This is a genomic window from Actinomadura graeca (genome assembly GCF_019175365.1).
In the GTDB taxonomy this organism is placed as follows: domain Bacteria; phylum Actinomycetota; class Actinomycetes; order Streptosporangiales; family Streptosporangiaceae; genus Spirillospora; species Spirillospora graeca.
Window position 1 is genome coordinate 4,869,232 of record NZ_CP059572.1, and the last position, 21,296, is coordinate 4,890,527.

Annotated in this window: 21 protein-coding genes; 12 read left to right on the plus strand and 9 right to left on the minus strand. The window is 72.0% G+C overall.

The window, feature by feature from the left end; genetic code table 11:
- Nucleotides 1-182: 182 nt before the first annotated feature.
- Together AGRA3207_RS21650 and AGRA3207_RS21655 are read right to left on the minus strand one after the other, a co-directional pair.
- Entirely contained in the window at nt 183-1,628 is a 1,446-nt protein-coding gene (locus AGRA3207_RS21650) for a catalase (RefSeq protein WP_231328863.1), read from the minus strand.
- Nucleotides 1,629-1,677: 49 nt separating this feature from the next.
- Entirely contained in the window at nt 1,678-2,112 is a 435-nt protein-coding gene (locus AGRA3207_RS21655; protein WP_231328864.1) for a Fur family transcriptional regulator, read from the minus strand.
- A gap of 158 nt (nt 2,113-2,270) precedes the next feature.
- Between AGRA3207_RS21655 and AGRA3207_RS21660 the strand changes: the two genes are divergently transcribed.
- From AGRA3207_RS21660 to AGRA3207_RS21680, 5 genes are all read left to right on the plus strand, one after another.
- Nucleotides 2,271-3,335: a CapA family protein gene (locus AGRA3207_RS21660; RefSeq protein ID WP_231328865.1), complete on the plus strand. Its 1,065-nt coding sequence runs from the start codon at nt 2,271-2,273 to the stop codon at nt 3,333-3,335.
- A 139-nt stretch (nt 3,336-3,474) separates the two neighbouring features.
- On the plus strand, nt 3,475-4,572 hold the full coding sequence (locus AGRA3207_RS21665) for a CapA family protein (RefSeq protein WP_231328866.1): 1,098 nt from the start codon (nt 3,475-3,477) through the stop codon (nt 4,570-4,572).
- A gap of 39 nt (nt 4,573-4,611) precedes the next feature.
- Complete coding sequence (locus AGRA3207_RS21670) at nt 4,612-5,367, plus strand: MerR family transcriptional regulator (RefSeq protein ID WP_231328867.1); 756 nt, start codon at nt 4,612-4,614, stop codon at nt 5,365-5,367.
- On the plus strand, nt 5,367-5,930 hold the full coding sequence (locus tag AGRA3207_RS21675) for a GyrI-like domain-containing protein (protein WP_231328868.1): 564 nt from the start codon (nt 5,367-5,369) through the stop codon (nt 5,928-5,930). The genes AGRA3207_RS21670 and AGRA3207_RS21675 overlap by 1 nt, the downstream gene beginning before the upstream one ends.
- 38 nt (nt 5,931-5,968) lie before the next feature.
- A complete protein-coding gene (locus tag AGRA3207_RS21680) occupies nt 5,969-6,868 on the plus strand; it encodes an alpha/beta fold hydrolase (RefSeq protein WP_231328869.1) in 900 nt (299 codons plus the stop codon).
- Between the two features lie 62 nt (nt 6,869-6,930).
- Here the strand turns inward: AGRA3207_RS21680 and AGRA3207_RS21685 are convergent, their stop codons facing one another.
- The 3 genes from AGRA3207_RS21685 to AGRA3207_RS21695 form a co-directional block, all read right to left on the minus strand.
- The gene (locus AGRA3207_RS21685; RefSeq protein WP_231328870.1) at nt 6,931-7,164 is read right to left on the minus strand and encodes a hypothetical protein; all 234 of its coding nucleotides are present in this window, start codon (nt 7,162-7,164) and stop codon (nt 6,931-6,933) included.
- 83 nt (nt 7,165-7,247) lie between these two features.
- A complete protein-coding gene (locus tag AGRA3207_RS21690) occupies nt 7,248-7,580 on the minus strand; it encodes a hypothetical protein (protein WP_231328871.1) in 333 nt (110 codons plus the stop codon).
- 226 nt (nt 7,581-7,806) lie between these two features.
- Complete coding sequence (locus tag AGRA3207_RS21695; protein ID WP_231328872.1) at nt 7,807-8,472, minus strand: FMN-dependent NADH-azoreductase; 666 nt, start codon at nt 8,470-8,472, stop codon at nt 7,807-7,809.
- A 122-nt stretch (nt 8,473-8,594) separates the two neighbouring features.
- Between AGRA3207_RS21695 and AGRA3207_RS21700 the strand changes: the two genes are divergently transcribed.
- On the plus strand, nt 8,595-9,533 hold the full coding sequence (locus AGRA3207_RS21700; RefSeq protein WP_231328873.1) for a sigma-70 family RNA polymerase sigma factor: 939 nt from the start codon (nt 8,595-8,597) through the stop codon (nt 9,531-9,533).
- Here the strand turns inward: AGRA3207_RS21700 and AGRA3207_RS21705 are convergent.
- Together AGRA3207_RS21705 and AGRA3207_RS21710 are read right to left on the minus strand one after the other, a co-directional pair.
- Nucleotides 9,505-11,217, minus strand: a complete 1,713-nt coding sequence (locus tag AGRA3207_RS21705; RefSeq protein ID WP_231328874.1) for a protein kinase domain-containing protein — start codon at nt 11,215-11,217, stop codon at nt 9,505-9,507. The two genes, AGRA3207_RS21700 and AGRA3207_RS21705, sit on opposite strands and share 29 nt — an antisense overlap.
- Before the next feature lie 59 nt (nt 11,218-11,276).
- Nucleotides 11,277-12,623 carry a GH1 family beta-glucosidase gene (locus AGRA3207_RS21710; protein WP_231328875.1) on the minus strand — a complete coding sequence of 449 codons (1,347 nt, stop codon included), beginning with the start codon at nt 12,621-12,623 and terminating at the stop codon, nt 11,277-11,279.
- Nucleotides 12,624-12,763: 140 nt separating this feature from the next.
- On the opposite strand from AGRA3207_RS21710, the gene AGRA3207_RS21715 reads away from it, so the two are divergent.
- The 5 genes from AGRA3207_RS21715 to AGRA3207_RS39880 all read left to right on the plus strand — a co-directional run bounded on the left by AGRA3207_RS21715 (nt 12,764) and on the right by AGRA3207_RS39880 (nt 17,705).
- On the plus strand, nt 12,764-13,387 hold the full coding sequence (locus AGRA3207_RS21715; protein ID WP_231328876.1) for a TetR/AcrR family transcriptional regulator: 624 nt from the start codon (nt 12,764-12,766) through the stop codon (nt 13,385-13,387).
- A gap of 134 nt (nt 13,388-13,521) precedes the next feature.
- Complete coding sequence (locus tag AGRA3207_RS21720) at nt 13,522-14,130, plus strand: LURP-one-related family protein (RefSeq protein WP_231328877.1); 609 nt, start codon at nt 13,522-13,524, stop codon at nt 14,128-14,130.
- 183 nt (nt 14,131-14,313) lie between these two features.
- Complete coding sequence (locus AGRA3207_RS21725) at nt 14,314-15,417, plus strand: ferritin-like domain-containing protein (protein WP_231328878.1); 1,104 nt, start codon at nt 14,314-14,316, stop codon at nt 15,415-15,417.
- Between the two features lie 297 nt (nt 15,418-15,714).
- Nucleotides 15,715-16,671 carry a hypothetical protein gene (locus AGRA3207_RS21730; protein ID WP_231328879.1) on the plus strand — a complete coding sequence of 319 codons (957 nt, stop codon included), beginning with the start codon at nt 15,715-15,717 and terminating at the stop codon, nt 16,669-16,671.
- A gap of 494 nt (nt 16,672-17,165) precedes the next feature.
- The gene (locus AGRA3207_RS39880) at nt 17,166-17,705 is read left to right on the plus strand and encodes a septal ring lytic transglycosylase RlpA family protein (protein ID WP_273699578.1); all 540 of its coding nucleotides are present in this window, start codon (nt 17,166-17,168) and stop codon (nt 17,703-17,705) included.
- Nucleotides 17,706-18,264: 559 nt separating this feature from the next.
- Here the strand turns inward: AGRA3207_RS39880 and AGRA3207_RS21740 are convergent.
- Nucleotides 18,265-19,233, minus strand: coding sequence for a prolyl oligopeptidase family serine peptidase (locus AGRA3207_RS21740; protein ID WP_231328880.1), 969 nt, complete (start codon nt 19,231-19,233; stop codon nt 18,265-18,267).
- A gap of 284 nt (nt 19,234-19,517) precedes the next feature.
- Between AGRA3207_RS21740 and AGRA3207_RS21745 the strand changes: the two genes are divergently transcribed.
- The gene (locus AGRA3207_RS21745) at nt 19,518-19,877 is read left to right on the plus strand and encodes a YkvA family protein (protein WP_231328881.1); all 360 of its coding nucleotides are present in this window, start codon (nt 19,518-19,520) and stop codon (nt 19,875-19,877) included.
- Here AGRA3207_RS21745 and AGRA3207_RS21750 read toward each other — a convergent pair.
- The gene (locus AGRA3207_RS21750) at nt 19,874-20,617 is read right to left on the minus strand and encodes an IclR family transcriptional regulator (protein ID WP_273699581.1); all 744 of its coding nucleotides are present in this window, start codon (nt 20,615-20,617) and stop codon (nt 19,874-19,876) included. The two genes, AGRA3207_RS21745 and AGRA3207_RS21750, sit on opposite strands and share 4 nt — an antisense overlap.
- Nucleotides 20,618-21,296 lie beyond the last annotated feature (679 nt).

A 21,296-nucleotide genomic window follows, 5' to 3' on the forward strand; every position in this document is an offset into this window, starting at 1 on the left:
CGGAGCCGCGTTCGCCCGGGTCCGGTTGCGTGGCGAGCCGCTGGGCGGGCGAGGTGGGCCTGGACTTGAAAACACAGCCCAGCGTGCGGAGAGGGCGGCGCCGGTGCGGTGCCGCCCTCTCCGGTGCCGCCTCTGCTAGAGGCGGCCGGTCTCCTGTAACGCCCCTGGCCTGCGAGGCAGGGTCAGGAGCCGTTGACGCCGAGTCCTGCGGCGACGCGGTCGCCGAGGTCCTTGTGGACGTTGCGCCAGTACGCCACGACGCGCTTCTTCATGTCGCCGGTGACCTCGGGGGCCGTGGCGTGGGCGACGATGTTGCCGACCATGTGGTCGCGGTCGACGTCGGACAGGACCTTCTCCCACAGGGCGCGGGGCTGGCCGAAGTCGTCGTCCTCGCGGTGGAGGGTGTAGGCGCTGCGGATGATCTCGCCCGCCACCTCGTAGGAGTCGCCCTTCCACAGCTCGGGGTCGGCGACGGGGCCGCCCGCGCTGTTCGGCGCGTACACCGGGTCGCCCGGGTTGACGTAGGCCATGGCGCCGTCCTTGTTGTAGCTGTGGACGGGGCTCACCGGCCGGTTGACCGGCAGTTGCAGGTAGTTCGGGCCGATCCGGTACCGGTGGGCGTCGGGGTAGGAGAACAGGCGGCCCTGCAGCATCTTGTCGGGCGAGGCGCCGATGCCGGGGACGAGGTTGGCGGGCTCGAACGCCGCCTGCTCGATCTGCGCGAAGTAGTTCTCGGGGTTGCGGTTCAGCGTCCACCGTCCGATGGTGATCGGCGGGTAGTCGCCGTGCGGCCAGACCTTGGTCAGGTCGAACGGGTTGAAGCGGTAGTCGGCGGCCTCCTCGAACGGCATGATCTGCACCTGGACGGTCCAGGACGGGTGGTCGCCGCGCTGGATGGCGTCGTAGAGGTCGCGGATGTGGACGTCCTGCTCCGCGGCGTCGGCCTCCTGCCGGGTGAAGTTCTTGATGCCCTGGTCGGTCTTGAAGTGATACTTGACCCAGAACTTCTCGCCCGCCGCGTTGTACCAGAGGAAGGTGTGCGAGCCGTAGCCGTTGACGTGCCGCCAGCTCGCCGGGGTGCCGCGGTCGGTCATCAGCAGCGCGACCTGGTGCGCCGACTCGGGCGAGAGCGTCCAGAAGTCCCACTGCATGTTGTGGTCGCGCAGGTGGTTGTCGGCGCGGCGCTTCTGCGAGTGGATGAAGTCGGAGAACTTCTGCGGGTCGCGGATGAAGAAGACCGGCGTGTTGTTGCCGACGAGGTCGTAGATGCCGTCCTCGGTGTAGAACTTCATCGCGAAGCCGCGCGGGTCGCGCCCGGCGTCGGCGCTGCCGAGCTCGCCGGCGACGGAGCTGAACCGCACGAGCGACTCGGTGCGGGCGCCCTTCTGGAACAGCTTCGCCTTGGTGAACTGCCCGAGGTCCTCGGTGATCTCCAGGACGCCGAAGGCGCCGCCGCCCTTGGCGTGCACGACCCGCTCGGGCACGCGCTCGCGGTTGAAGTGCGCCATCTTCTGGATCAGGTAGTGGTCCTGGAGCAGCAGCGGGCCGTTCGGGCCGACGGACTGCGAATGCTCGTCGCTGGGCGCGGCGATGCCGGCGTCGGTCGTGGTGGTGGGCCTGTCGGACATGGGCGCGGTTCCTCCTCGCTCCGTTGGTGGTCCGGTCCGCGGGACGTCGTCAGCGGGACCGGGACCGGCATCCGGGGCACAGGCCCCAGAACGTGACTTCGGCCTCCTCGACCAGGAAGCCGGCGTCGCCGGCCGGCCGCAGGCACGGGGCGTGCCCCACGACGCAGTCGACGTCCGTGACCGTCCCGCAGCTCCGGCACGCCAGGTGGTGGTGGTTGTCGCCGACCCGGCCCTCGAAGCGCGCCGGGCTTCCGGCGGGTTCGATCCTGCGCACGAGCCCGGCGGCGGTCATCGCGTGAAGGGCCTCGTAGACGGCCTGGAGGGAGACGTGTCCCACGCGGTCGCGGGCGTTCCCGGCGATCGCGTCGACGCCGAGGTGGTCCCCGGCGCGGACGGCCTCCAGGATCGCCACGCGGGCCGCCGTCACCCGCAGACCCGCGTCGCGCAGGTCGGCGGCGGGGTTCGGGGTCCGTGACTCGGTCATGCCGCCAACCTACCCGCCATAACTTGAATTATTCAAATTATTGAAGGCTGCGTGTCTTGGTCCGGCGTCCGTCAGGTGGCCGGGAGGCCCTCGCCGCGAACCTCCGCTTGATCACCCGAGTCCAAGCCTGCACAAGTGATTCGGAGCTGGGAGCCGCCATGACGACCGCACGTACGATCAGGCGGGCGTTCGCCCTGCTGGGAGGGCCCGTTCTGGTGACGGCGCTGGCCGGATGCGGGATGCTCGCCGGCGCCACCGGCGACCCGCGGCCCGCGGCGAAGCCGTTCACCGTCGCCTTCGGCGGCGACGTCCACTTCGAGGGCGCGCTGCGCGCCCGGCTGGACGCCTCCCCCGACACCGCGCTCGGCCCGGTCGCGGAGCAGCTCCGGCGCGCCGACCTCGCGGTGGTCAACCTGGAGACGGCCGTCACCGCGGGCGGCACGCCCGCGCCCAAGCAGTTCACGTTCCGCGCGCCGCCGACCGCGTTCCGGGCCCTGAAATCCGCGGGCGTGGACGTCGCCACCATGGCGAACAACCACGGCATGGACTACGGCGACACCGGCCTCCAGGACTCCCTGGCCGCGGCGAAGCAGGCCGGGTTCCCGGTCGTCGGCATCGGGCGCGGCGCCGCCGAGGCGTTCCGTCCCCACCGCGTCACGGTCAACGGCGCGCGGGTCGCGGTCATCGGCGCCACCCAGGTGCTGGACGACAACCTCGTCCAGGCGTGGACGGCGACGGACGCCAAACCCGGGCTGGCCTCCGCGAAGGACGCGCCCCGCCTCGTCCAGGCCGTGAAGGAGGCGCGGAAGGACACGGACGTGGTCATCGTCGACCTGCACTGGGGGCAGGAGCTCAACTCCTGTGCCACGCCCGTCCAGCGGCAGCTCGCCGCGCAGCTCGCCGACGCCGGCGCGGACGCGATCGTCGGCAGCCACGCGCACGTCCTGCTCGCGGGCGGCTACCTGAAGGGCAAGTACGTCCACTACGGGCTCGGCAACTTCGTGTTCTACAACTCCTCCGGCAGGACGGCGCAGAGCGGCGTGCTCACCCTCACCTTCGACCCGTCCGCGAAGGGGGCCGCCCCGCGCGTGACCCGCGCCGACTGGGCACCGGCCGTGATCTCCGACGGCGTCCCGCAGCCGCTGTCCGGCACGGCCGCGCAGCAGGCCCGCGCGGAGTGGGAGGGCCTGCGCCGCTGCGCGGACGTCAAGGCCGCCGCATGATCATGGCCCGGCTCGGCAAAGGGACGCGTTTCACGTGAATCATCGGGGGACGACCCCCGGCGGGACATCGGGCGGGCGGCCACCGGCGGGACGCCGGGCGGGCCGTGGCATGCTTGGCCGAGCGGAAAAGGGAGGTCCGATGCGGGGGAAGACTGTCGCGGTCACGGCCGTCGCCGGGGTGACGGCGCTGGTCGCCGCCGCGTGCGGCGGGTCGGGCGATCCCAAGGCGCAGGGCGCGACCTCGCCACGTGCACCGGCCGCGTCGGGTCCGGCGGGCCAGGGGGAGAGCCCGGAGACGCCGTCCGCCAAGCAGCCGATCATCATCGCGTTCGGCGGTGACACGCACTTCGAAGGACAGCTCCGCTCCCGCCTCGCCCGGCCGAGGACGGCGCTCGGCCCGATCGCCGCGCAGCTCCGCAGCGCCGACCTCGCCATGGTGAACCTGGAGACGGCGATCACCACGGGCGGGACGCCCGCGCCCGGCAAGCAGTTCACCTTCCGTGCGCCGCCGTCGGCGTTCGCGGCGCTGAGGGGCGCGGGCGTCGACGTCACGTCCATGGCGAACAACCACGGCATGGACTACATGGAGGGCGGCCTGCGCGACACCCTCGCCGCGATCAAGCGCACCCGCTTCCCCGTCGTCGGCATCGGCAGGAACGCCGACGAGGCGTACCGCCCCTACCGCGTCACCGTGAAGGGCAACCGGCTCGCGATCGTCGGCGCCACGCAGGTCCTCGACGACAACCTGATCCAGGCGTGGACGGCCACCGGCAGCAAGGGCGGCCTCGCGTCGGCGAAGGACGTGCCCCGGATGGAGCAGGCGGTGAAGGAGGCCCGCAAGGGGTCCGACATCGTGATCGTCCACCTGCACTGGGGCCAGGAACTGAAGGCGTGCCCGCTGCCCCGCCAGCAGGAACTCGCCAGGCGCCTCGTCGCCGCGGGCGCCGACATCGTCGTCGGCGGTCACGCGCACGTCCCGCTGGGGGGCGGCTACATGGACGGCAAGTACGTCCATTACGGCATGGGCAACTTCGTCTTCTCGTCCGCCTCCGGCCAGACGGCCAACTCCGGCGTGCTGCTGCTGCGCGTCCAGGACGGCAAGGTCACGGCCGACAAGTGGAAGCCCGCCCGCATCTCGGGCGGCCTTCCCATCCCGCTGAAGGGCGCCGCCGCGGCGGCCGAGGTCAAGCGCTGGAACGGCCTGCGCGGCTGCACCGGCCTCAAGGCCAGGCCCTGAGCTGGACTCTCCCCCCGTGGGAGAGGTCAAGGTGGGGGTGTGAGCAATGATCTGCTGCCCATCGGGCGGTTCGCGCGGCTGTGCCGGCTGAGCGTCAAGCAGCTGCGGCACTACGACGACCTGGGGCTGCTCGCCCCTGCCTGGATCGATCCCGCGTCGGGGTACCGCTACTACCGGCCGGACCAGGCACGTGACGCCCTGTCGATCGGGCTGCTCCGGGCGCTGGACGTGCCGCTGCCCGTGGTGGCGCGCGTCCTGTCCGGGGATGCCGCGCAGGCGCTGAAGGAGGCCCGCGACCGGATCGAGGACGACCTGGACCGGCGCCGCCGCGGCCTGCGGCTGCTCGACCGGGTGCTCGCGGAGGGGCTGCCGGAGGCGCGGGTGACGATCGTCCGGGAGCCCGCGCGGAGGGTCCGCGTGGCGCGGGAGGCGGCGACGCCGTCCACGATCCCGGGGGCGACCTCGGCGTGCGTGCGGCGCGTCCTCGCCGGGGGCGTCCCGCAGGGGGCGCTCATCGGGCTGTTCCCGCTGGACATGACGGACGAGTTCGACGTCCGCGTGGCCCTAGAGGCGCCCGACGGCGACGACCTGCTGCCCGGCGGCCCGTTCGCCGTAGCCACCCACACCGGCCCGTACGACCAGATCCCGCTCACGGTGTACGGCGTTCTCGCGTGGATCGGGGACCACGGGCACGCGCCCGGCGGCCCGGTACGGGAGGTCTACCTCGACGACCCGGCCGCCACGGACCCCGGCCGCCTGAGGACGCAGGTGATGATCCGACTGGAGGATGCGTGATGAACTGGTACGACGCGGCCGGGGAGCCGGAGCCTGCGGAGTTCGGCCCGGTCTCGGGACTGTCGGTGTCCGGGCAGGGTGCGCCCGGGGGAGCGGCCTACGGGGCGAGTGTCGGGGCGCTGTACGCGGTCATGGGGGCGCTCGGCGCGCCCATGGCGCCGCTGGAAGGGCGCTGGTGGGTCGAGGACGAGCGCTCTCCGTTCGACGTCCCCCGCGACGAGTGGCGGTGGCACCTGTTCATCCGCCTCCCCGACGGGACCGGCGGCCTCTCGGGCACGGTCGACGCCGTCATCGAGGAGGTCCGTGCCGGTGTGCCCGCCGCGGCGCGCGTCCAGCAGGTGACGTTCACCGTGGGCCGCTGCGTGCAGATGCTGCATCGCGGCGCCTACTCCGACGAGCCCGCGAGCCTCGCCCGCATGGACGCGCTGATGACGGCGGAGGGGCTCGTCCGGAACGGCCTGCACCATGAGATCTACCTGTCCGATCCGTCCGAGACGGACCCGGAGAAGATGCGCACCATCCTCCGCCAGCCCGTGCGCCGGGCGGCGGCACCTGCGGCGTAGGTTCTCCTGAGGACGCCATCGAGCGGCGGGAGGACGCGGTGCGGGAGTACCGGGTGAGGTCGGGCGGGATCGAGCTGGCCGTGCGGGAACGCGGCGACGGGGACCGCCCGGCGGTGGTCCTCGTCCACGGCTACCCCGACACCGGCGCGATGTGGGACGAGGTCGCGGACCGGCTCGCCGTGCGCTTCCGCGTGATCGTCTACGACGTGCGCGGCGCGGGCGGCTCGTCGGCCCCGTCCGACCCGCTCGACTACGGGCTGGACGCTTCGATCGGCGATCTGGAGGCCGTCCTGGACGGCGCCGGCCTGGACGGGCCCGTCCACCTGGCCGGACACGACTGGGGCTCGGTGCAGGGCTGGGAGGCCGTCACCGGGGACCGGCTGCGCGGGCGGATCGCCTCGTTCACCTCGATCTCCGGGCCGGACCGGCGGCACGTCGCCGCGTGGGCGCGGCGGGCCGTCCGGTCCGGCCCGCGGGGGATCGCGGAGGTGCTCGACCAGGCGCTGCGCAGCGTCTACATGCCGGTGCTGATGGCGCCCCGCATCGGTGAGCTGGCCGCCCGCCTCCTCGCGGCCGGGTTCGCGCGCGGGTTGCGGCTGCGCGAGGGCGCCGAGCCGCGTCCCGGGCACCCGGCCGGTTCCCTCGCGCGGGACGCCCGCAACGGCCTCGGCCTCTACCGCGCCAACATGCGACGCGGCGCGGGCCCGCCCGGCGACGGGCGGACGGACGTGCCCGTCCAGCTCATCGTCCCGGTCAGGGACCGGTACGGCTCGCAGCCGCTCCTGCTGTCCGCGCGGGGCCACGCGTCCCGCCTGTACGTGCGCCGCGCACCCGGCGGGCACTGGGTGGCGCGGAGCCACCCCGACCTGATCGCCCGCTGGATCACCGAGTTCGCCGAGCACGTCGGCGGCGGCCCGGAGACCCCCGAGGTGTTGTGAAGTCCCGGCCCACTTTCGCTCACGCGTTCGCGCGCGTGGCCGAGGCCGCTTCGAGGCAGTCCCTAGGCGTCGGGGAAGCGGCGCTTCTTCGCGGCGTCGATCCACCACAGCAGCAGGAACCCGGCCACGAGCACCGCCGACGACACGATCCACCAGGCGGGGCCGGGCAGCCGTGTCGGCAGGGCCAGCAGCGGCTTGCCGTCCCACAGCTTCGCCACGAACGGCATCGCGCCCTCGTAAAACCCCACGAACAGGACCAAGCCGGACAGCCCGTCATAGGACTTCGGGTCGTTCATGCGTCCAGGTTCCCGCGCGTGTGCGCCCGCGGATAGCGACCAAGGTCGATAGCGCGGGTCCGGAGGTCACCCCCGCGGCATGCTCAGGAGAACCTCTCGGCGAGGCCGCGGTGCCGGTCCGCGGCCTGTCTCGCCTCGTCGACGCCGATGACCGACCCCGGCATGCGGCCCAGCCGTTCGACCTGCCCGGCGAAGCGCAGGTGCTCGGCCCGCGCGTGCTCGCGGCAGGCGAGGCAGGTGACGCGCTCCGGGTGCGGTGAGGTCATCGCGTACGGCACCCGGAGCCCGCATCCGCTGGTGACGCGGCTCGGCAGGTCACCGGCCAGCCCGAACACCGAGGCCGTCACGTCACGGACGGCCGCGTCGCGGTGGACCACCCTGGACTCGACATGGATGTGCGGATCGTCCCCGTCCACGCGTCCTCCCTCCGCGGGCGGCCGGGGCCGCCGGTTGGCGCCCGGTCCGGCCCGTCCAGGATCGCCGGGGGAGGTCGCGCTCAGGTCTCGCGGACGGCCCAGGCGGCGAGGGCGAGGTCGGCGGTGCTGGTGAGCTCCGGTGGATCACCGGCCAGGTCATCGACGCGACGGGCGGCGGCGCGTCCTGACCTGTCCGGTGCCCGCCCGGAACCGCCGCCCGGCGTGGTCAGGCGGTGGCCAGCGCGGTGATCCTCGCCTCGGCGGCCGCCAGCGACGCGGCCGCCATGTCCTGGAAGCGCGCGAGCTCCGGCACCAGCCAGGCGAGGGTCATCTCGGCGTGGACGAGCTCCAGGTTCTCCTCCGCCACCCCGAGCCCGCCGAAGTAGGCCCGCAGGTAGGGCGCCTGGAAGTCGAACCCCTCACGCGGCGTGCCGGGGCCGTACGCGCCGCCGCGCGCCGTGATGACCACCACGCGGGTGCCGTCGAGCAGGCTCGCTCCCGAGCCCGGATCGGAGAAGGCCCCGGGGAAGGTCACCCGGTCGATCCACGCCTTCAGCGCGGTGGACACCGAGAAGTTGTACATCGGCGCGCCGATCACGACGGTGCGGGCGGCCAGCAGCTCCATGATCAGCGGACGGGTCAGCGCCCACTCCCGCCGCTCGTCCGCGTCCTCCGCCAGTGCCTCCACCTTGGCGGGCGGGACGGGGCCGTGGCGTTCCACCCGCCGTCCGAGCGCGCAGTAGGCCGGGGCCACCGGAGGCACCGGGTCGGCGGCGAGGTCCCGGTGCCGGTGGCCGGACGGCCCGTGCGCCTTCCGCCAGGTGTCGGCGAAAAGCGCGGTCAGCCGTCTGGTGACGGAGTCGCCGGAATGGCTGGAATCGAGATGCAGCAACGACGCCCCCGTCACCGCCCACCCCCGTGCCGCGCGCTTAGAATGGCCATGTTCCGGTCTCCCTGTCTCGTCCGTCGTCTCTCCTCACCGATATGACGGCACGTGACCAGGGATGGTGACCGATGGACGATCAGGCCGAGCTGGCCGCGCACTTCGACGGGGCCCGGGGCCATCTGCGGGCCGTCGCCTTCCGCATGCTCGGATCGGCGGACGAGGCGGACGACGCCGTCCAGGAGACCTGGCTGCGCGCGAGCCGGGCGGGCGCGGGCGGCGTCGCGAACGTGACCGGGTGGCTCACCACGATCGTCGGCCGCGTCTGCCTCGACCTGCTGCGCTCACGGCGCCGCCGCGGTGAGGAGCCCGCCGACCTGGCCGGGCTGGAGACGCTCGCGGGCGACGCCGCCGGTCCCGAGGACGAGGCGGTGCTGGCGGACTCCGTCGGGCTCGCGCTGCTCGTCGTCTTGGACAGGCTGGGACCCGCCGAGCGCGTCGCGTTCGTCCTGCACGACCTGTTCGCCGTGCCGTTCGCGGAGATCGCCGGGATCGTCGGACGGTCGCCCGCCGCGGCGAAGAAGCTGGCGAGCCGCGCCCGCGCCCGGGTCCACGGCACGGACCCCGACGCGGGCGGCGGCACGGGCCACGGCACGGGCGGCGGCACGGGCCACGGCAGGTCCGCCGCTGCGGCGGCAGATCTGGCCCGGCAGCGGGAGGTCGTCGAGGCGTTCCTGGCCGCGTCGCGCGCGGGCGACCTGGACGCGCTCCTCGCCGTCCTGGCCCCGGACGCCGTCCGCCGCACCGACCGCGCCGAGGTGACCGAACTGCGCGGCGCCCGGCGCATCGCCGAGGAGACGCGCACCAACGCCGCCCGCGCCCGCTTCGCCCGGCCCGCGCTGGTGGACGGCGCACCCGGGGCGGTCGTCGCGCCGCTCGGACGGCTTCAGCTGGTCCTCAGGCTGCGGATCGACGGCGGCCGTGTCACGGCGATCGACGTCGTCACCGACCCCGGGCGGCTCCGCGCGCTCGGCCTCGCCGTCATGCCGGGACCGTGCGGAACGCCGTGATGGTGATCTTCTTCTTCGGCGTGCCGTCGTCGGCGACGCTCGCGCCCGGAGCGACGCCCGCCGCGGCGACGTCGTCGATGATCCGCATCCCCGACGTGACCCGGCCGAACACCGTGTACGACGGGGGAAGGCTCGGCGAGTCGCCGTAGAGGATGAAGAACTGGCTGCCGTTGCTGACCGGGCTCTCCGCGCGGGCCATGGCGACGACGCCCCGGTCGTACCGCGCGCCGGCCGTGTTCTCCGTAGGGAAGCGGTAGGCGGGGCCGCCCGTGCCGGTGTCGGACGGGTCGCCGCACTGGAGGACCTTGAGGGAGGCGTTGGTCGACAGCCGGTGGCAGGACGTGTCGTTGTAGAACCCCGTGACCGCCAGGTAGACGATCGAGTTCACGGTGCACGGCGCCTTGGCGCCGTCGAGCTCCATCTCGATCGTGCCGAGGTTGGTCGTGACGGTGGCGCGCACGAGGCCGCGGGCCGGCGGGTTGGCCGGCGGCTTGCCGACGTCCTTCAGCTCCGGGCCGTCCGCCGGAAGGTAGGCGCAGGCGACCGCGGCGGAACTCCCGCCGCTGGTCGCGTGCCCGCTCCCCTTGCCGTCGGCGCCGTTGCCGATCAGCACCGCGGCGGTGGTCGCCGCCGCGAGCAGGACGACGCCGGCCGCGGCGCCGGTGACCGCGAGCACCCGCCCCCGCCGTCCGGGCGGCGCCGGCGGACGTCCGAACGACGGCGCCGGGACGGTGCGGGGTCCCGTCGGGTCACCGATCACCGGCCCGGGAGCCGGAGCCTGGAGGCCCGGCGGCGGGGGCGGGGCCGGGACGGTGCGGACGGCGGGCGTCAGCGTCGCCGCCGCCGACGTCCCTTCCGCGAGGAGGTCCCCGCCGGTCCCGAGGTCCAGCAGCCGCGTCAGCACCTGCACCGCCGTGGGCCGCCGCCCGGGGTCCTTGTCCAGGCAGGCGGTGACCAGTTCGCGCAGGTCACCGCCCAGCGCGCCGAGCTCCGGCTCGGCGTGCAGGATCCGGTGCATCGTCGCGGGGATCGAGTCGTGCCCGAACGGCGGCACCCGGTTCGCCGCGTACGCCATCGTGCAGCCCCACGCGAACATGTCCAGCGGCGGGCCGCCGGACGTCCCGGCGACCTGTTCGGGCGCCATGTACGCGGGCGTGCCGACCGCCCCGGTCAGGGTCGCGTACGTGGCCTCCTGGGGCCGCGCGACGCCGAAGTCGATGACCTTCGGCCCGTCCTCGCCGAGCAGCACGTTGGCCGGTTTGAAGTCGCGGTGGACGACGCCCGCCTCGTGGATCGCCGCCAGCGCTGTCGCGGTCCCGATGGCGAGCCGGTCCAGCTCACCGGCGGGCAGCACGCCCCGCTCGGCGACGAGCTGCCGCAGCGACGGCCCGTCGATGTACTCGCTGACGATGTACGCCGCCTCGCCGTCCGCCCGCGCGGCGATGATCCGGGCGGTGCAGAACGGCGCGACCTGCCGGGCCGTCGCCAGCTCGCGCTCGAAGTACAGCCGGGCCTGCTCGTCGCCCTCGAAGTCGGCGTGCAGCAGCTTCACCGCGACGCGCTCTCCGGTGTCCGACTCGCCGGCGTACACGGTCCCCTGGCCGCCTTCGCCGATCCGTCCCGTGAGCCGGAATCCGCCGACCTCGGTGGGGTCGTTCGGACGCAGAGGACGGGGATCGGGCATCGCGGAGACCTCCACCTGAGAAAGGGCGAAAGCAGACTATCCGTGCGAGCCGGTCGAGCTCAGCCCGTTCCCCGCCGCCGGTCGTCCGCGATCAGATCGCGGAACCAGGCATAGGACCGCTTCGGCGTGCGCGCCTGCGTCGCGAAGTCGACATGGACGAGCCCGAAGCGCGGATGGTAGCCCTCGGCCCATTCGAAGTTGTCGAGCAGCGACCAGGCGAAGTAGCCGCGGACGTCGGCGCCCTCGCCGATCGCGGCCCGCATCGCCGCGATATGGGCGTCCAGGAACGCGATGCGGGGGGTGTCGTCGACCGTGCCGTCCGGGCCGGGCGCGTCCGGGAACGCGGCGCCGTTCTCGGTGATGTACAGCGGCGGCAGCGCCTCCCCGTACTGGTCGCGCAGGGTGCGCAGCATCGAGGCGAGCCCGTCCGGGACGATCGGCCAGCCCATGCCCGTCCGGGGGTACTCGGTGATGTCGACCAGGTCGAACGGCAGCGCGCCGCCCTCGGACGGCGCGCGGACGCGCGTCGGCTGGTAGTAGTTCACGCCGAGGAAGTCGACGGGCGACGCGATCACCGTCAGGTCCGCGGGACGGACGAACGCCGACATGTCGGGTACGCCGAGTCCGGTGACGTCCGGGTAGGCGCCGTGCAGCACGGGGTCGGTGAACAGGCGGTTCATGAGCGTGTCGAAGGCGGACGCGGCGCGCGCGTCGTCCGGTGAGGCCGCGTCCTGTGCCCAGACGGGCGAGTAGTGGTTCGTCAGGCCGACCTCCCGGGCGCCGCGGGCGCGGAGCGCGGTCGTCGCGAGACCGTGGGCGAGGAGCTGGTGGTGCGCGGTGGGCAGCGCGTCCAGCATGAGGGTCCGGCCGGGCGCGAACACGCCGAGGGCATAGCCGTAGGCCATGACCACGGCCGGCTCGTTCAGGGTGATCCACATGCCGACGCGGTCGGCGAGGCGCTCGGCGGCGAGGTAGGCGAACTCGGCGAACCGGTGGGCGGTGTCCCGCACCATCCAGCCGCCGGCCTCCTCCAGGGGCTGCGGCAGGTCCCAGTGGTAGAGGGTCGCGGCGGGCATGATCCCGGCGTCCAGCAGGCCGTCCACGAGGCGGTCGTAGAAGTCGAGGCCCGCGCGGTTCACCGGCCCTCCGCCGGACGGCTGGACGCGCGGCCACGCGATCGAGAACCGGTACGCGTCGACGCCGAGCCCCGCCATCAGCGCGACGTCCTCCGGCCACCGGTGGTAGTGGTCGCAGGCGACGTCGCCGGTGTGGCCGTCCCTGACGCGGCCGGGAGTGTGCGAGAACACGTCCCAGGTGGACGGGCCGCGGCCGTCCTCACCGACCGCCCCCTCGATCTGGTACGCGGCCGTGGCGACGCCCCAGCGGAATCCCTCCGGCACTCCCATCCCCTCCCCACACCGAAAGATGAATCTGATTCGGACCCTAGGGTGTGCGGTGGTCCGGGCGGAAGACTCCCATGTCCGCGGGGACCGGATGTGCAATGAGACGCTGACGCCATACGCCCGGCTTCGGTGACAATAGGGCGGTGACCGAGATCCGGACCCCGCTCCGCCGCCGCCCCGCCCAGCGCCGCAGCGCCGAACGCGTCCAGCGGATGCTCGACGCGTGCGCGGAGATCCTCGACGAGGACGGCTACGACGGCCTCACCACCACGCGCATCGCCCAGCGCGCCGAGGTGGCCATCGGCTCGGTCTACCAGTTCTTCCCCGACAAGCGCGCGGTCGCGCAGGCGCTCGCCCAGCGCAACCTGGAGATGTTCGGGCAGCGGATCTCCCGCACGTTCGCCGAGGGCTCCTTCGCCCACTGGTCCGACACGGTCGGCGCGATCATCGAGATCTTCGTGGACATGCACCGCACCGTCCCCGGCTTCCGCGTCCTGCGGTTCGGCGACGTCGCGGACGTCAACCTGCTCGACTCCGACGCCGACAACAACGCCGTCGTCGCGGGCCGGATCCGCACGATGATCGTCGAGACCTTCGCCGTGCAGGACGGCCCGGGCCTCGCCAACGCGCTCGCCATCGCGGTGGAGGCGGGCGACGCCGTCCTGAAGCTGGCCTTCCGCCGCAGTCCCGACGGCGACCCGGCGATCCTCGCGGAGGCGGAGCGCCTCATCCACGGCTACCTGGCCTCGCACATCCAGGAGTCCTGACCGCGCCGGACGCGCCCCTCCGGCTCCTCCGTCCCGTCCCGCCCACGTGGATCCGTGGCCGGTGGATCTGCCGCCCGTTTTAGTCCACCTATGGCAGAATCCGCCTTTGATTCACAAAATCACGATCAGGACGGGTGAGTTCGCTGGACGACGAGGGCCTCCAGAAGCAGAGCCGGCTGCTGGTGCGGCAGCGGCTGCGGCTGATGGTGAACCAGTACGAGGTGCACGCCGAGACCCCCGGCGGGGGCGAGGGCGAACTGCTGGCCTTCGCCCAGCAGAAGAGGATGGCCTTCAAAGAGCAGGTCACCCTGTACGCCGACGACTCCAAGAGCCGTCCCCTCCTCGGGTTCAAGGCCCGCAAGCGCATCGACCTGGCCTCCGCCTACGACATCACCGACGCCTCCGGGCGGGCGATCGGCGTCTTCCGCAAGGACTTCAAGAAGTCCCTGCTCGCCTCGACCTGGCACCTGGAGCAGCCCGGTCTCGGCGTGACGACCGGCAGCGAGCGCAACAAGTTCGTGGCACTGCTGCGGCGCGTCTGGCAGGTCATCCCGTACGCCGAGTCGCTGCCGTTCGCCTGGCCGTACCATTTCGACTTCTATACCGGTGACCAGATCGCCTTCTCGGTGGAGAAGAAGTTCGGCTTCCGCGACCGGTACGTCGTCGACATCAAGGACCCGCGGCTGGACCGCCGCCTGGTCATCGCGCAGGCCATCGGACTGGACGCGCTCCAGTCCCGCTGACCAGGCTGGGGGCGTCCCTGCAAGGGACCGGGGGCAGTTCCCTCCCGGTGGGACGTCCACGTGAATCGGCACCTTGGGGGGTATGGCCTCCGCCTGCTTTACATGTTACGAAGGGATGTAAAGCCAGCGGCGGACCGCGTCCACGCCGCGAACGCTGCGCCCATGCCCGGAGGAGGCCCTCTCGTGAGTTCCTTTGACCTGTACTCCACGCCCGTGCCCACCGATACGTGGAATGTCCAGATGGCAGGTGATGCCCGCTTCACCTGGGAGTACGACGAGGGACGCGACCGGCTGCTCAACCTGTATCAAAAGGGCAAGGACAAACAGTGGGACGCCCAGAAGCGCATCGACTGGGACCTGGAGGTGGATCCGCTGAATCCGGCGGGCCTGCCGGAGTACTTCAACCCCCTCTACGGGTCGGACATCTGGGAGAGGATGAATAAGAAGGAACAGGATGAATTCGGGCGCCACGAGGGTGCGTGGCTGTTCAGCCAGTTCCTGCATGGTGAGCAGGGCGCGCTGAACGTGTCGGCCCGCATCGTCCAGTCCGTCCCCGACCTGGACTCCAAGTTCTACGCCGCCACCCAGACCATGGACGAGGCGCGCCATGTGGAGCTGTACGGGAAGTTCGTGCACGAGAAGATCGGCATGTACTACCCCATCAACCAGGACCTCGCCAAGCTCCTGGCGGAGTCGCTGGAGGACAGCCGCTGGGACCTGCCCTACCTGGGCATGCAGGTGCTCATCGAGGGCCTGGCCCTCGCCGCCTTCGGCCTCTACCGCGACATGTCGACGAACCCGCTGGTCAAGCAGCTCCTCGCCTACGTCATGCAGGACGAGGCGCGGCATGTCGCGTTCGGCCGGCTCGCGCTGAAGGACTACTACGCCGGGCTCACCGACAAGGAGCGCGGCGAGCGCGAGGAGTTCGTCGTCGAGGGCTGCTACCTGATGCGCGACCGTTTCAAGGGACGCGAGATATTCGAGCAGCTCGATCTCCCCGTCGACAAGTGCATGGAATTCGTTGACAACTCCGAAATGTACTCGCTCTATCAGTCCCTGCTGTTCAGCCGGATCGTCCCGTGCGTCAGGGATGTCGGCCTCTGGGGTGAGAAGGTGCAGGCGGCCTACGCCGACATGGGCGTCCTCGACCACGCGAAGGCCGACCTTGAAGCACTCATGCGCCAGGACGAGGAGGTGGCCGAGAAGATCGACGAAGAGCGGTACGCGGCCGAACTCGCCTCCCGCAAGGACGAGGTCGAGCAGGCCATCACGCTCGGCGGCGAGTAGCGGACAGGTAGAAAGCGGGGACGTTCCGGATCCGTAAAGGAACGCCCCCGCTTCGCGTGCCCGGCCGCGCCGGGGCCGGGGTCGTCCCGGATTCTCCTAGGAGGAACGTCCGGCTTTACCGCCTATGTCGGACGGAATGTCTCCGATCAATTCCCGCGATCTTTATTTTCTCCCCCAATTGATTCCCGTATCGAGGGTGCGCGGTGGCGGTCTGTACTAACGTCCCCGGTCGATGGTGCGCCGGACAACGCGGGCGCACACCGCGCGCGGTCACTCCGAAAACCAGGGGGAAAGAAAATGCATCGATCCGCCAGAAACCTGCTCAGCGTGTCCGTCCTCGTCCCGGCGGCCGCGGCGCTCGCCGTGGCGACCGCCCCGTCGAGCGCCGCGCGGGGCCCGTCCGCCGAACTCCTCTACGGAACGGTCGCGCCGGTCGCGCACACCCTCCCGTCCGACGTCGTCCCCGAACCGACCACGGCCCCCGCCGGCCACGCCGCGAAGCTCACCACGGGGACCGTCGACGGTGTCCTCAAGGACAGGCCGACCAGGCCCCGGCCCCGCACCGCCAGGGACGCGGGCGCCTCCCGCTGCATCCTGGACGACCTGGCCAAGCCGTTCTCCATCCCGGCGGGCACCGGCCGCCGCGCCTGCCCCGAGAACCAGCGCCGCGCCAAGCCGAACCCGAACAACCCCGTCGACGCCGCCGGGAAGGTCGTCGGCAGCACCAGCAAGGTCGTCGGCAACGCCTCCAAGGCCACCAAGAAGGTCCAGGCGGGCCCCCTCGGCAAGGTCGCCGCCGTCACCCGGTCCGCCTCCACCACCCCGCTCCTCCGGAACGCCCGCCGCGCCTCCGACGAGCGGCGCGGCCTCGACGCGATGGGCGTCGTCCCCGGCGCGGTCCGCTCGGCGGAGGCCGCCGGCCTCCCCGTGAGCTACGCCGCGCTCTTCCCACCGGCCCACCGCCGCGCTCTCGGCCGCCCGGCGCCCGACCAGGTCCTCGACCAGGCGGGCGACGTCGTCCGCGAGACGGCCACCGGCGTCGACGCCACCCGCGGACAGGTGGTCGAGGTCCTGAAGGCCGACGACCGCCCGGCCACCCGGCCCGCGGCCATGCCGATCAAGCAGTCGCAGATGCCGCCCGGCATGGCCCAGACCGCCCGCACCGCCCGGCCGAAGCCGCCCGCCGGGCCGCTGAACGGCCTGCCGCGCCTGCCGGTCAACACCGGCGGCCTCCCCACCAACGGCCTGGTCTGACGACCTCCCGCCACCCCGGACGGGGCGTTCCACGCTATGTGGAACGCCCCGTTTCCATGTCACGAAAGTGCACGTTATCTGCCCGAAATCACATCTTCCAGTGCCAGTAAAGTGGATCTTCAAATCCAGTCACCGCGCGCAGTTGATCAACTTCGGAGGGCAAAGAAGGAGGTGATAAACCCCACAAACGGGGGTTCTGGGGCTTGATTCATGGCGGACACACCGTACGGTCAAGGACTTGTGCGGCGCCTACGGTGATCAAAAAGTGAAGATGCGTTCCCGCCGCACCTGCCGGACGCCGGATCCGCGACGAAGCGGACGCGCCTAGAGATCGGCGCGAAGACGGGCCTCAACGCCCGCGGGCGGCACGGTGTTCGGGGACACGAAGGTCACCTGAGCACGCCGCTGCACGGTGGTGTCGAAACACCGGGCGTCCGGGGCCCTGTCCCCGACCAAAGGACTCCTTCGTGGGTAGCCCTCAAGCACGCCTTCGCATGATCCTGATCGCTACCGGCGTCGCCGTCGCCCTTCTCACGGCCGGCGCCTTCGCCCTCTTCAACGGCGACGGTTCCACCGAATCCGCACAAGCCGCGCAGACATCGCCCCAGGCGACCAGACCGCAGGCAGACCCGCCGAGAACCGCGCCCACCCGTGCCAGCAGAGGCGGCACCCGCTCCCCAGAGCCCGAGAAGAACACCGAGCCCGAGAGCAAGCCGAGGCCCAAGCCGAAGAAGAAGCCCCGCAAGGTGCTGCAGTCCGGCTCGTGCCAAGCCTCCTACTACTGGGAGGGCCAGATGACCGCCAGCGGCGAACCCTTCGACCCAAGCGAGCTCACGGCTGCGCACAAGACCCTGCCCATGGGCTCCAAGGTCCGCGTGACCAACAAGAACAACGGCCGCTCGGTCATCGTCCGCATCAACGACCGAGGCCCCTACGCCGGCGGCCGCTGCCTGGACCTCTCCAAGGCCGCGATGGTCAAGGTGGGCGGAACCGGCTCAGGCGTCATCCCAGTCCGCTACGAAGTCCTGGCGTAACCGGCATTCATTGGGGGGCAACCCCCCAGACCCCCCGGCTGCGCGGCACGGGTCTCCTCCACTGCGCTCGCTGCACTCGCTGCGTTGTGGGGTCGCGGCGCGGAGGGGATACCTGCTCGGCTCGCTGCGCGTGCCTCCCGTAGCCGTTGGCTGGGCCTCGCCCTGCCGGGTGTGGCTCAGCCTGCAGGGGCAGGCGTACTGGTCGTGTTTGCCTGGGGGCCCGGGTGCGCGGCACGGGTTTCCTCCATTCCGCTCGCTGCACTCGCTGCGTTGCGGGGAGGTGACGCGCCGGGGATACCCACTGCGCTCGGTGGGCTTGCTTCGCGTGCTTGTCACGTAACCGGTGGCTCAGGTTGAAGGCTCCGTGAGGTGTGCGAGCCCTGGGACGCCGCTGTGATCCTCGACCGCGCGGTGTGCGTCTGCCGGCGCGGTCGAGGGCGTTCGCTGGGGACGGCGCCTTGCTCTGCTCACACGTGTGTTCAACCAGATGAGGTGCATAGTTGCGCAGTGTGCGGCGGACGCTTGGTGCGTGTGGCTGACCTGCGGGCGGGCTGCCTTGTCAGTGGGGGTGGGCTGCTGTGGCCCGGGGAAGGGTTTCGTCCGGGTGGAGCGGGGCCGGGTTCTGGGTCGGGGCCGGGGCGGGTGCGGGGGGATCGGGGAGGTTGAACTGGAAGGGCGGGACGTCCTCTGAGGGTGGGCTCGCCAGGCGGTCGCGGAACCAGTCGGTGAGGACGCTGTCCACGCGGACGGCCTCGGTGATGGGCGGGGTGGGCTCGGTGCCGGGTTCCGGGGTCAGGGCGTGGCCCATGCGGAGGGTGACGGACTCGGCGGCGGGTGCGCCGGCCTTGCGGAGGCTGTCGCACAGGGCGGTGACCTCGCCCGGCGGGACGACGCGGTCCTTGGCGCCGGCGATGAGGAGCAGCGCCGTGTCGCGGGCGGCGATGTCGTCGGTGAGCGCGCTCAGGTCGAGGCGGTCGGCGCGGGCGCGGGCGGTGTCGGTCCAGGCGCGGTCGCGGGCGGCGCGCGTCTCGACGGCGCGGGCGGCGCGGGACGGGGCGATGACGGGGGCGATGAGCGCGGCGGTGGCGATGGGCATCGGGCCGCGTGCCACGGCGAGCAGGGCGGCCGAGGCGCCCGCGCTGAAACCGGCCAGGCCGAGCGGGCCGTCGGGGACGCCGAGGTCGTGGCGGAGGTGCGCGACGGTGTCGGGGAGGCGGTCAACGGCACGTTCCATCGCGTCGCAGTAGGCGTCGATGGTCTCGGTCTCAAGGATCGCGCCGGAGCCGAGGCCGCCGGGCGCCTGGCCGAGGTCGAGGAAGACGCGCCAGGCGGGCACGCCGGTCATCGGGACGGCGGCGGCCAGCGCACCCGCCGTGCGGGGCGGGTCGAAGCCGGGCCACGCCACGATGAGGTGGGGCGGGCCCGAGGCGACCGCGTCCACCGCGGTCGGCGGCAGGGCGATGTAGGCGACGCCCGCGGCCGTGCCGTGGACGGGAAGGGTGAAGTCGATCGGATCGTCGCCGCTCATGTCGTTCGTCGGCTCCCGCGGTGCTGGACGGCCAGGCCAGGGAGGCGGCGCTCCTCCCCCGAAGCTAGAGATCCCCCTATCTCATGGTTGCAGCGGACGTGGGGCGGCGCGGCCGGATCGGCACGAGAGTGATACAGAACTCACTTCCGGTAACTGAATTCATGGGTGCCGTGCTGTGACCGGCCTCATGGCCGTTGAAGGGGAACATTTCGGGCACTTGTCACGTCGTAGTTAGTCGTGGGCGTTGCGGGGGCACGCCCTCCGGACGTGCGATAGGAGGGTCTGTGGACAGGAAGCGTGCGGCCGCCGCCGGGCAGGCGTGGCAGATCTACAGTGAGACCCTGCGACCTGACGCACCGGGGTTGTTCGAGCGCGTGCGCGCCGTTCCCCGGATGCTGAAGGCCGTGTTGCGCGGGCAGTACAAGGGCATGTCCTTCGGGACGCTCGGGCTGCTGGCGCTGGGCATCGTCTACATCGTGTCCCCGATCGACGCCATCCCGGACGTGTTCCCCGTCGTGGGCATCGTCGACGACACCGGTATGGCGCTGTGGCTCGCGGCGGCGCTCGTCAAGTCCGCCGGGGACTTCGTCATGTGGGAGAGGGGTGGCCGGCCCACCGTGGTGGTCGGAGAGCCCGTCGACTAGGGCGGACCGAGTTCCTTGGTGAACCGCTCTGCGGCGTCGCGCATGATGGGCACGACGTCGATGACGGTCTCGCGTGTCATCCGCGCGGACGGCCCCGACACCGAGAGGGCCGTCAGCGCGGGCGCGCCCCGCAGCGGGACGGCGATGCACCGCACGCCGATCTCCTGCTCCTCCTCGTCTACCGCATAGCCCTGTTCGCGGATGCGTGCCAGCTCCGTGATGAGGGTTTCGGGGTCGGTGAAGGTGTTGGGCGTGTGCGCGTCCATGCCCGTCCGGGTGAGGATCTCCCTGACCCTCTGGTCCGGCAGTTGTGAGAGCAGTGCCTTGCCGACGCCGGTGCAGTGCGGCTGGACGCGCCGTCCGACCTCGGTGAACATCCGCATCGAGTGCTTGGACGGGACCTGCGCGACGTACACGGCCTCGTCGCCTTCGAGCACGGCCATGTTGGCCGTTTCGCCCACGTCGTCCACGAGCCGGCTCAAGACGGGCCGGGCCCACGTCCCCAGCAGGCGGCTCGCGCCCTCGCCGAGCCTGATCAGGCGGGGGCCCAGGGCGTAGCGCTTGGACGGCTCCTGCCGGACGTACCCGTGGCTCACGAGCGTCCGCATCAGCCTGTAGATCGTCGGCATCGGCAGCCCGGAGACCTCCGTCAGCTCCGACAGCGCCATCTCGCCGCCCGCGTCCGCCAGGTGTTCCAGCAGCTCGAACGCGCGCTCCAGCGACCGTACGGCCTCCGCCACAGGTCCTCCCCCTCTTCGCGATCATCTGAGTCTACGGAGAAAATTTCGCCACGCGAAAATGGAGCGCCACGGTTACGCGCGGCCACCGCGTGGCAATAACTGTCTACGCCCGGCGTCCGATGTCGCCGCCCCCCTGGCAGCCAACGACGGAGAGGGGATCGGGTGCACACGGGGGGCCGAGGGAGACGCTTGGGCGCGATCGTAGCGGGCTGCGTGCTCGCCGTCCCGCCGATGACGCTGGCGAGCCCGTCCGCGGGGGCCTTGACCGGGGCGGACAACCCGCCACTGGTGCGCTTAGTCGCCGACCTGGAGATGAGCGGGGGACAGGGCGCCGGTTCCGACTTCCGGGTGACCTACACGGTGCGGGTCCATGCGACCGATGGGGTCGCGCGTGATGCCGTCGTCCTTCTGACGGCGCAACGTCCCATGTCCTGGACGGGCCATCCGCCCGACTGTGTCGCCACCGAGCAGCGATTGCGCTGTCCCCTCGGGGACGTCGATTCGTCCATGACGGAGCGGGCGGCCACGGTCCGTGTGCCCAGGTCCGCTGTCACGACGAAAGCGCTGACCGTCGTCATGGCGGCGAGTGCCGCCAACACGTCCTCGCGTGTGATCCGGGCGGTGTTCTCTCTCTCTGGGAAGGCCCAGGAAGAGAAGCCCGCCGCCGGTCGTCCCGTTG

Coding starts and splice junctions, on each gene's coding strand:
- AGRA3207_RS21740 (WP_231328880.1), bottom strand. CDS start 19,233: ATGAGCGGCGACGATCCGATCGACTTCACCCTTCCCGTCCACGGCACG.
- AGRA3207_RS21655 (WP_231328864.1), bottom strand. CDS start 2,112: ATGACCGAGTCACGGACCCCGAACCCCGCCGCCGACCTGCGCGACGCG.
- AGRA3207_RS21710 (WP_231328875.1), bottom strand. CDS start 12,623: ATGGGAGTGCCGGAGGGATTCCGCTGGGGCGTCGCCACGGCCGCGTAC.
- AGRA3207_RS39880 (WP_273699578.1), top strand. CDS start 17,166: ATGATCCTGATCGCTACCGGCGTCGCCGTCGCCCTTCTCACGGCCGGC.
- AGRA3207_RS21685 (WP_231328870.1), bottom strand. CDS start 7,164: ATGAACGACCCGAAGTCCTATGACGGGCTGTCCGGCTTGGTCCTGTTC.
- AGRA3207_RS21665 (WP_231328866.1), top strand. CDS start 3,475: ATGCGGGGGAAGACTGTCGCGGTCACGGCCGTCGCCGGGGTGACGGCG.
- AGRA3207_RS21730 (WP_231328879.1), top strand. CDS start 15,715: ATGCATCGATCCGCCAGAAACCTGCTCAGCGTGTCCGTCCTCGTCCCG.
- AGRA3207_RS21700 (WP_231328873.1), top strand. CDS start 8,595: ATGGACGATCAGGCCGAGCTGGCCGCGCACTTCGACGGGGCCCGGGGC.
- AGRA3207_RS21705 (WP_231328874.1), bottom strand. CDS start 11,217: ATGCCCGATCCCCGTCCTCTGCGTCCGAACGACCCCACCGAGGTCGGC.
- AGRA3207_RS21660 (WP_231328865.1), top strand. CDS start 2,271: ATGACGACCGCACGTACGATCAGGCGGGCGTTCGCCCTGCTGGGAGGG.
- AGRA3207_RS21650 (WP_231328863.1), bottom strand. CDS start 1,628: ATGTCCGACAGGCCCACCACCACGACCGACGCCGGCATCGCCGCGCCC.
- AGRA3207_RS21675 (WP_231328868.1), top strand. CDS start 5,367: ATGAACTGGTACGACGCGGCCGGGGAGCCGGAGCCTGCGGAGTTCGGC.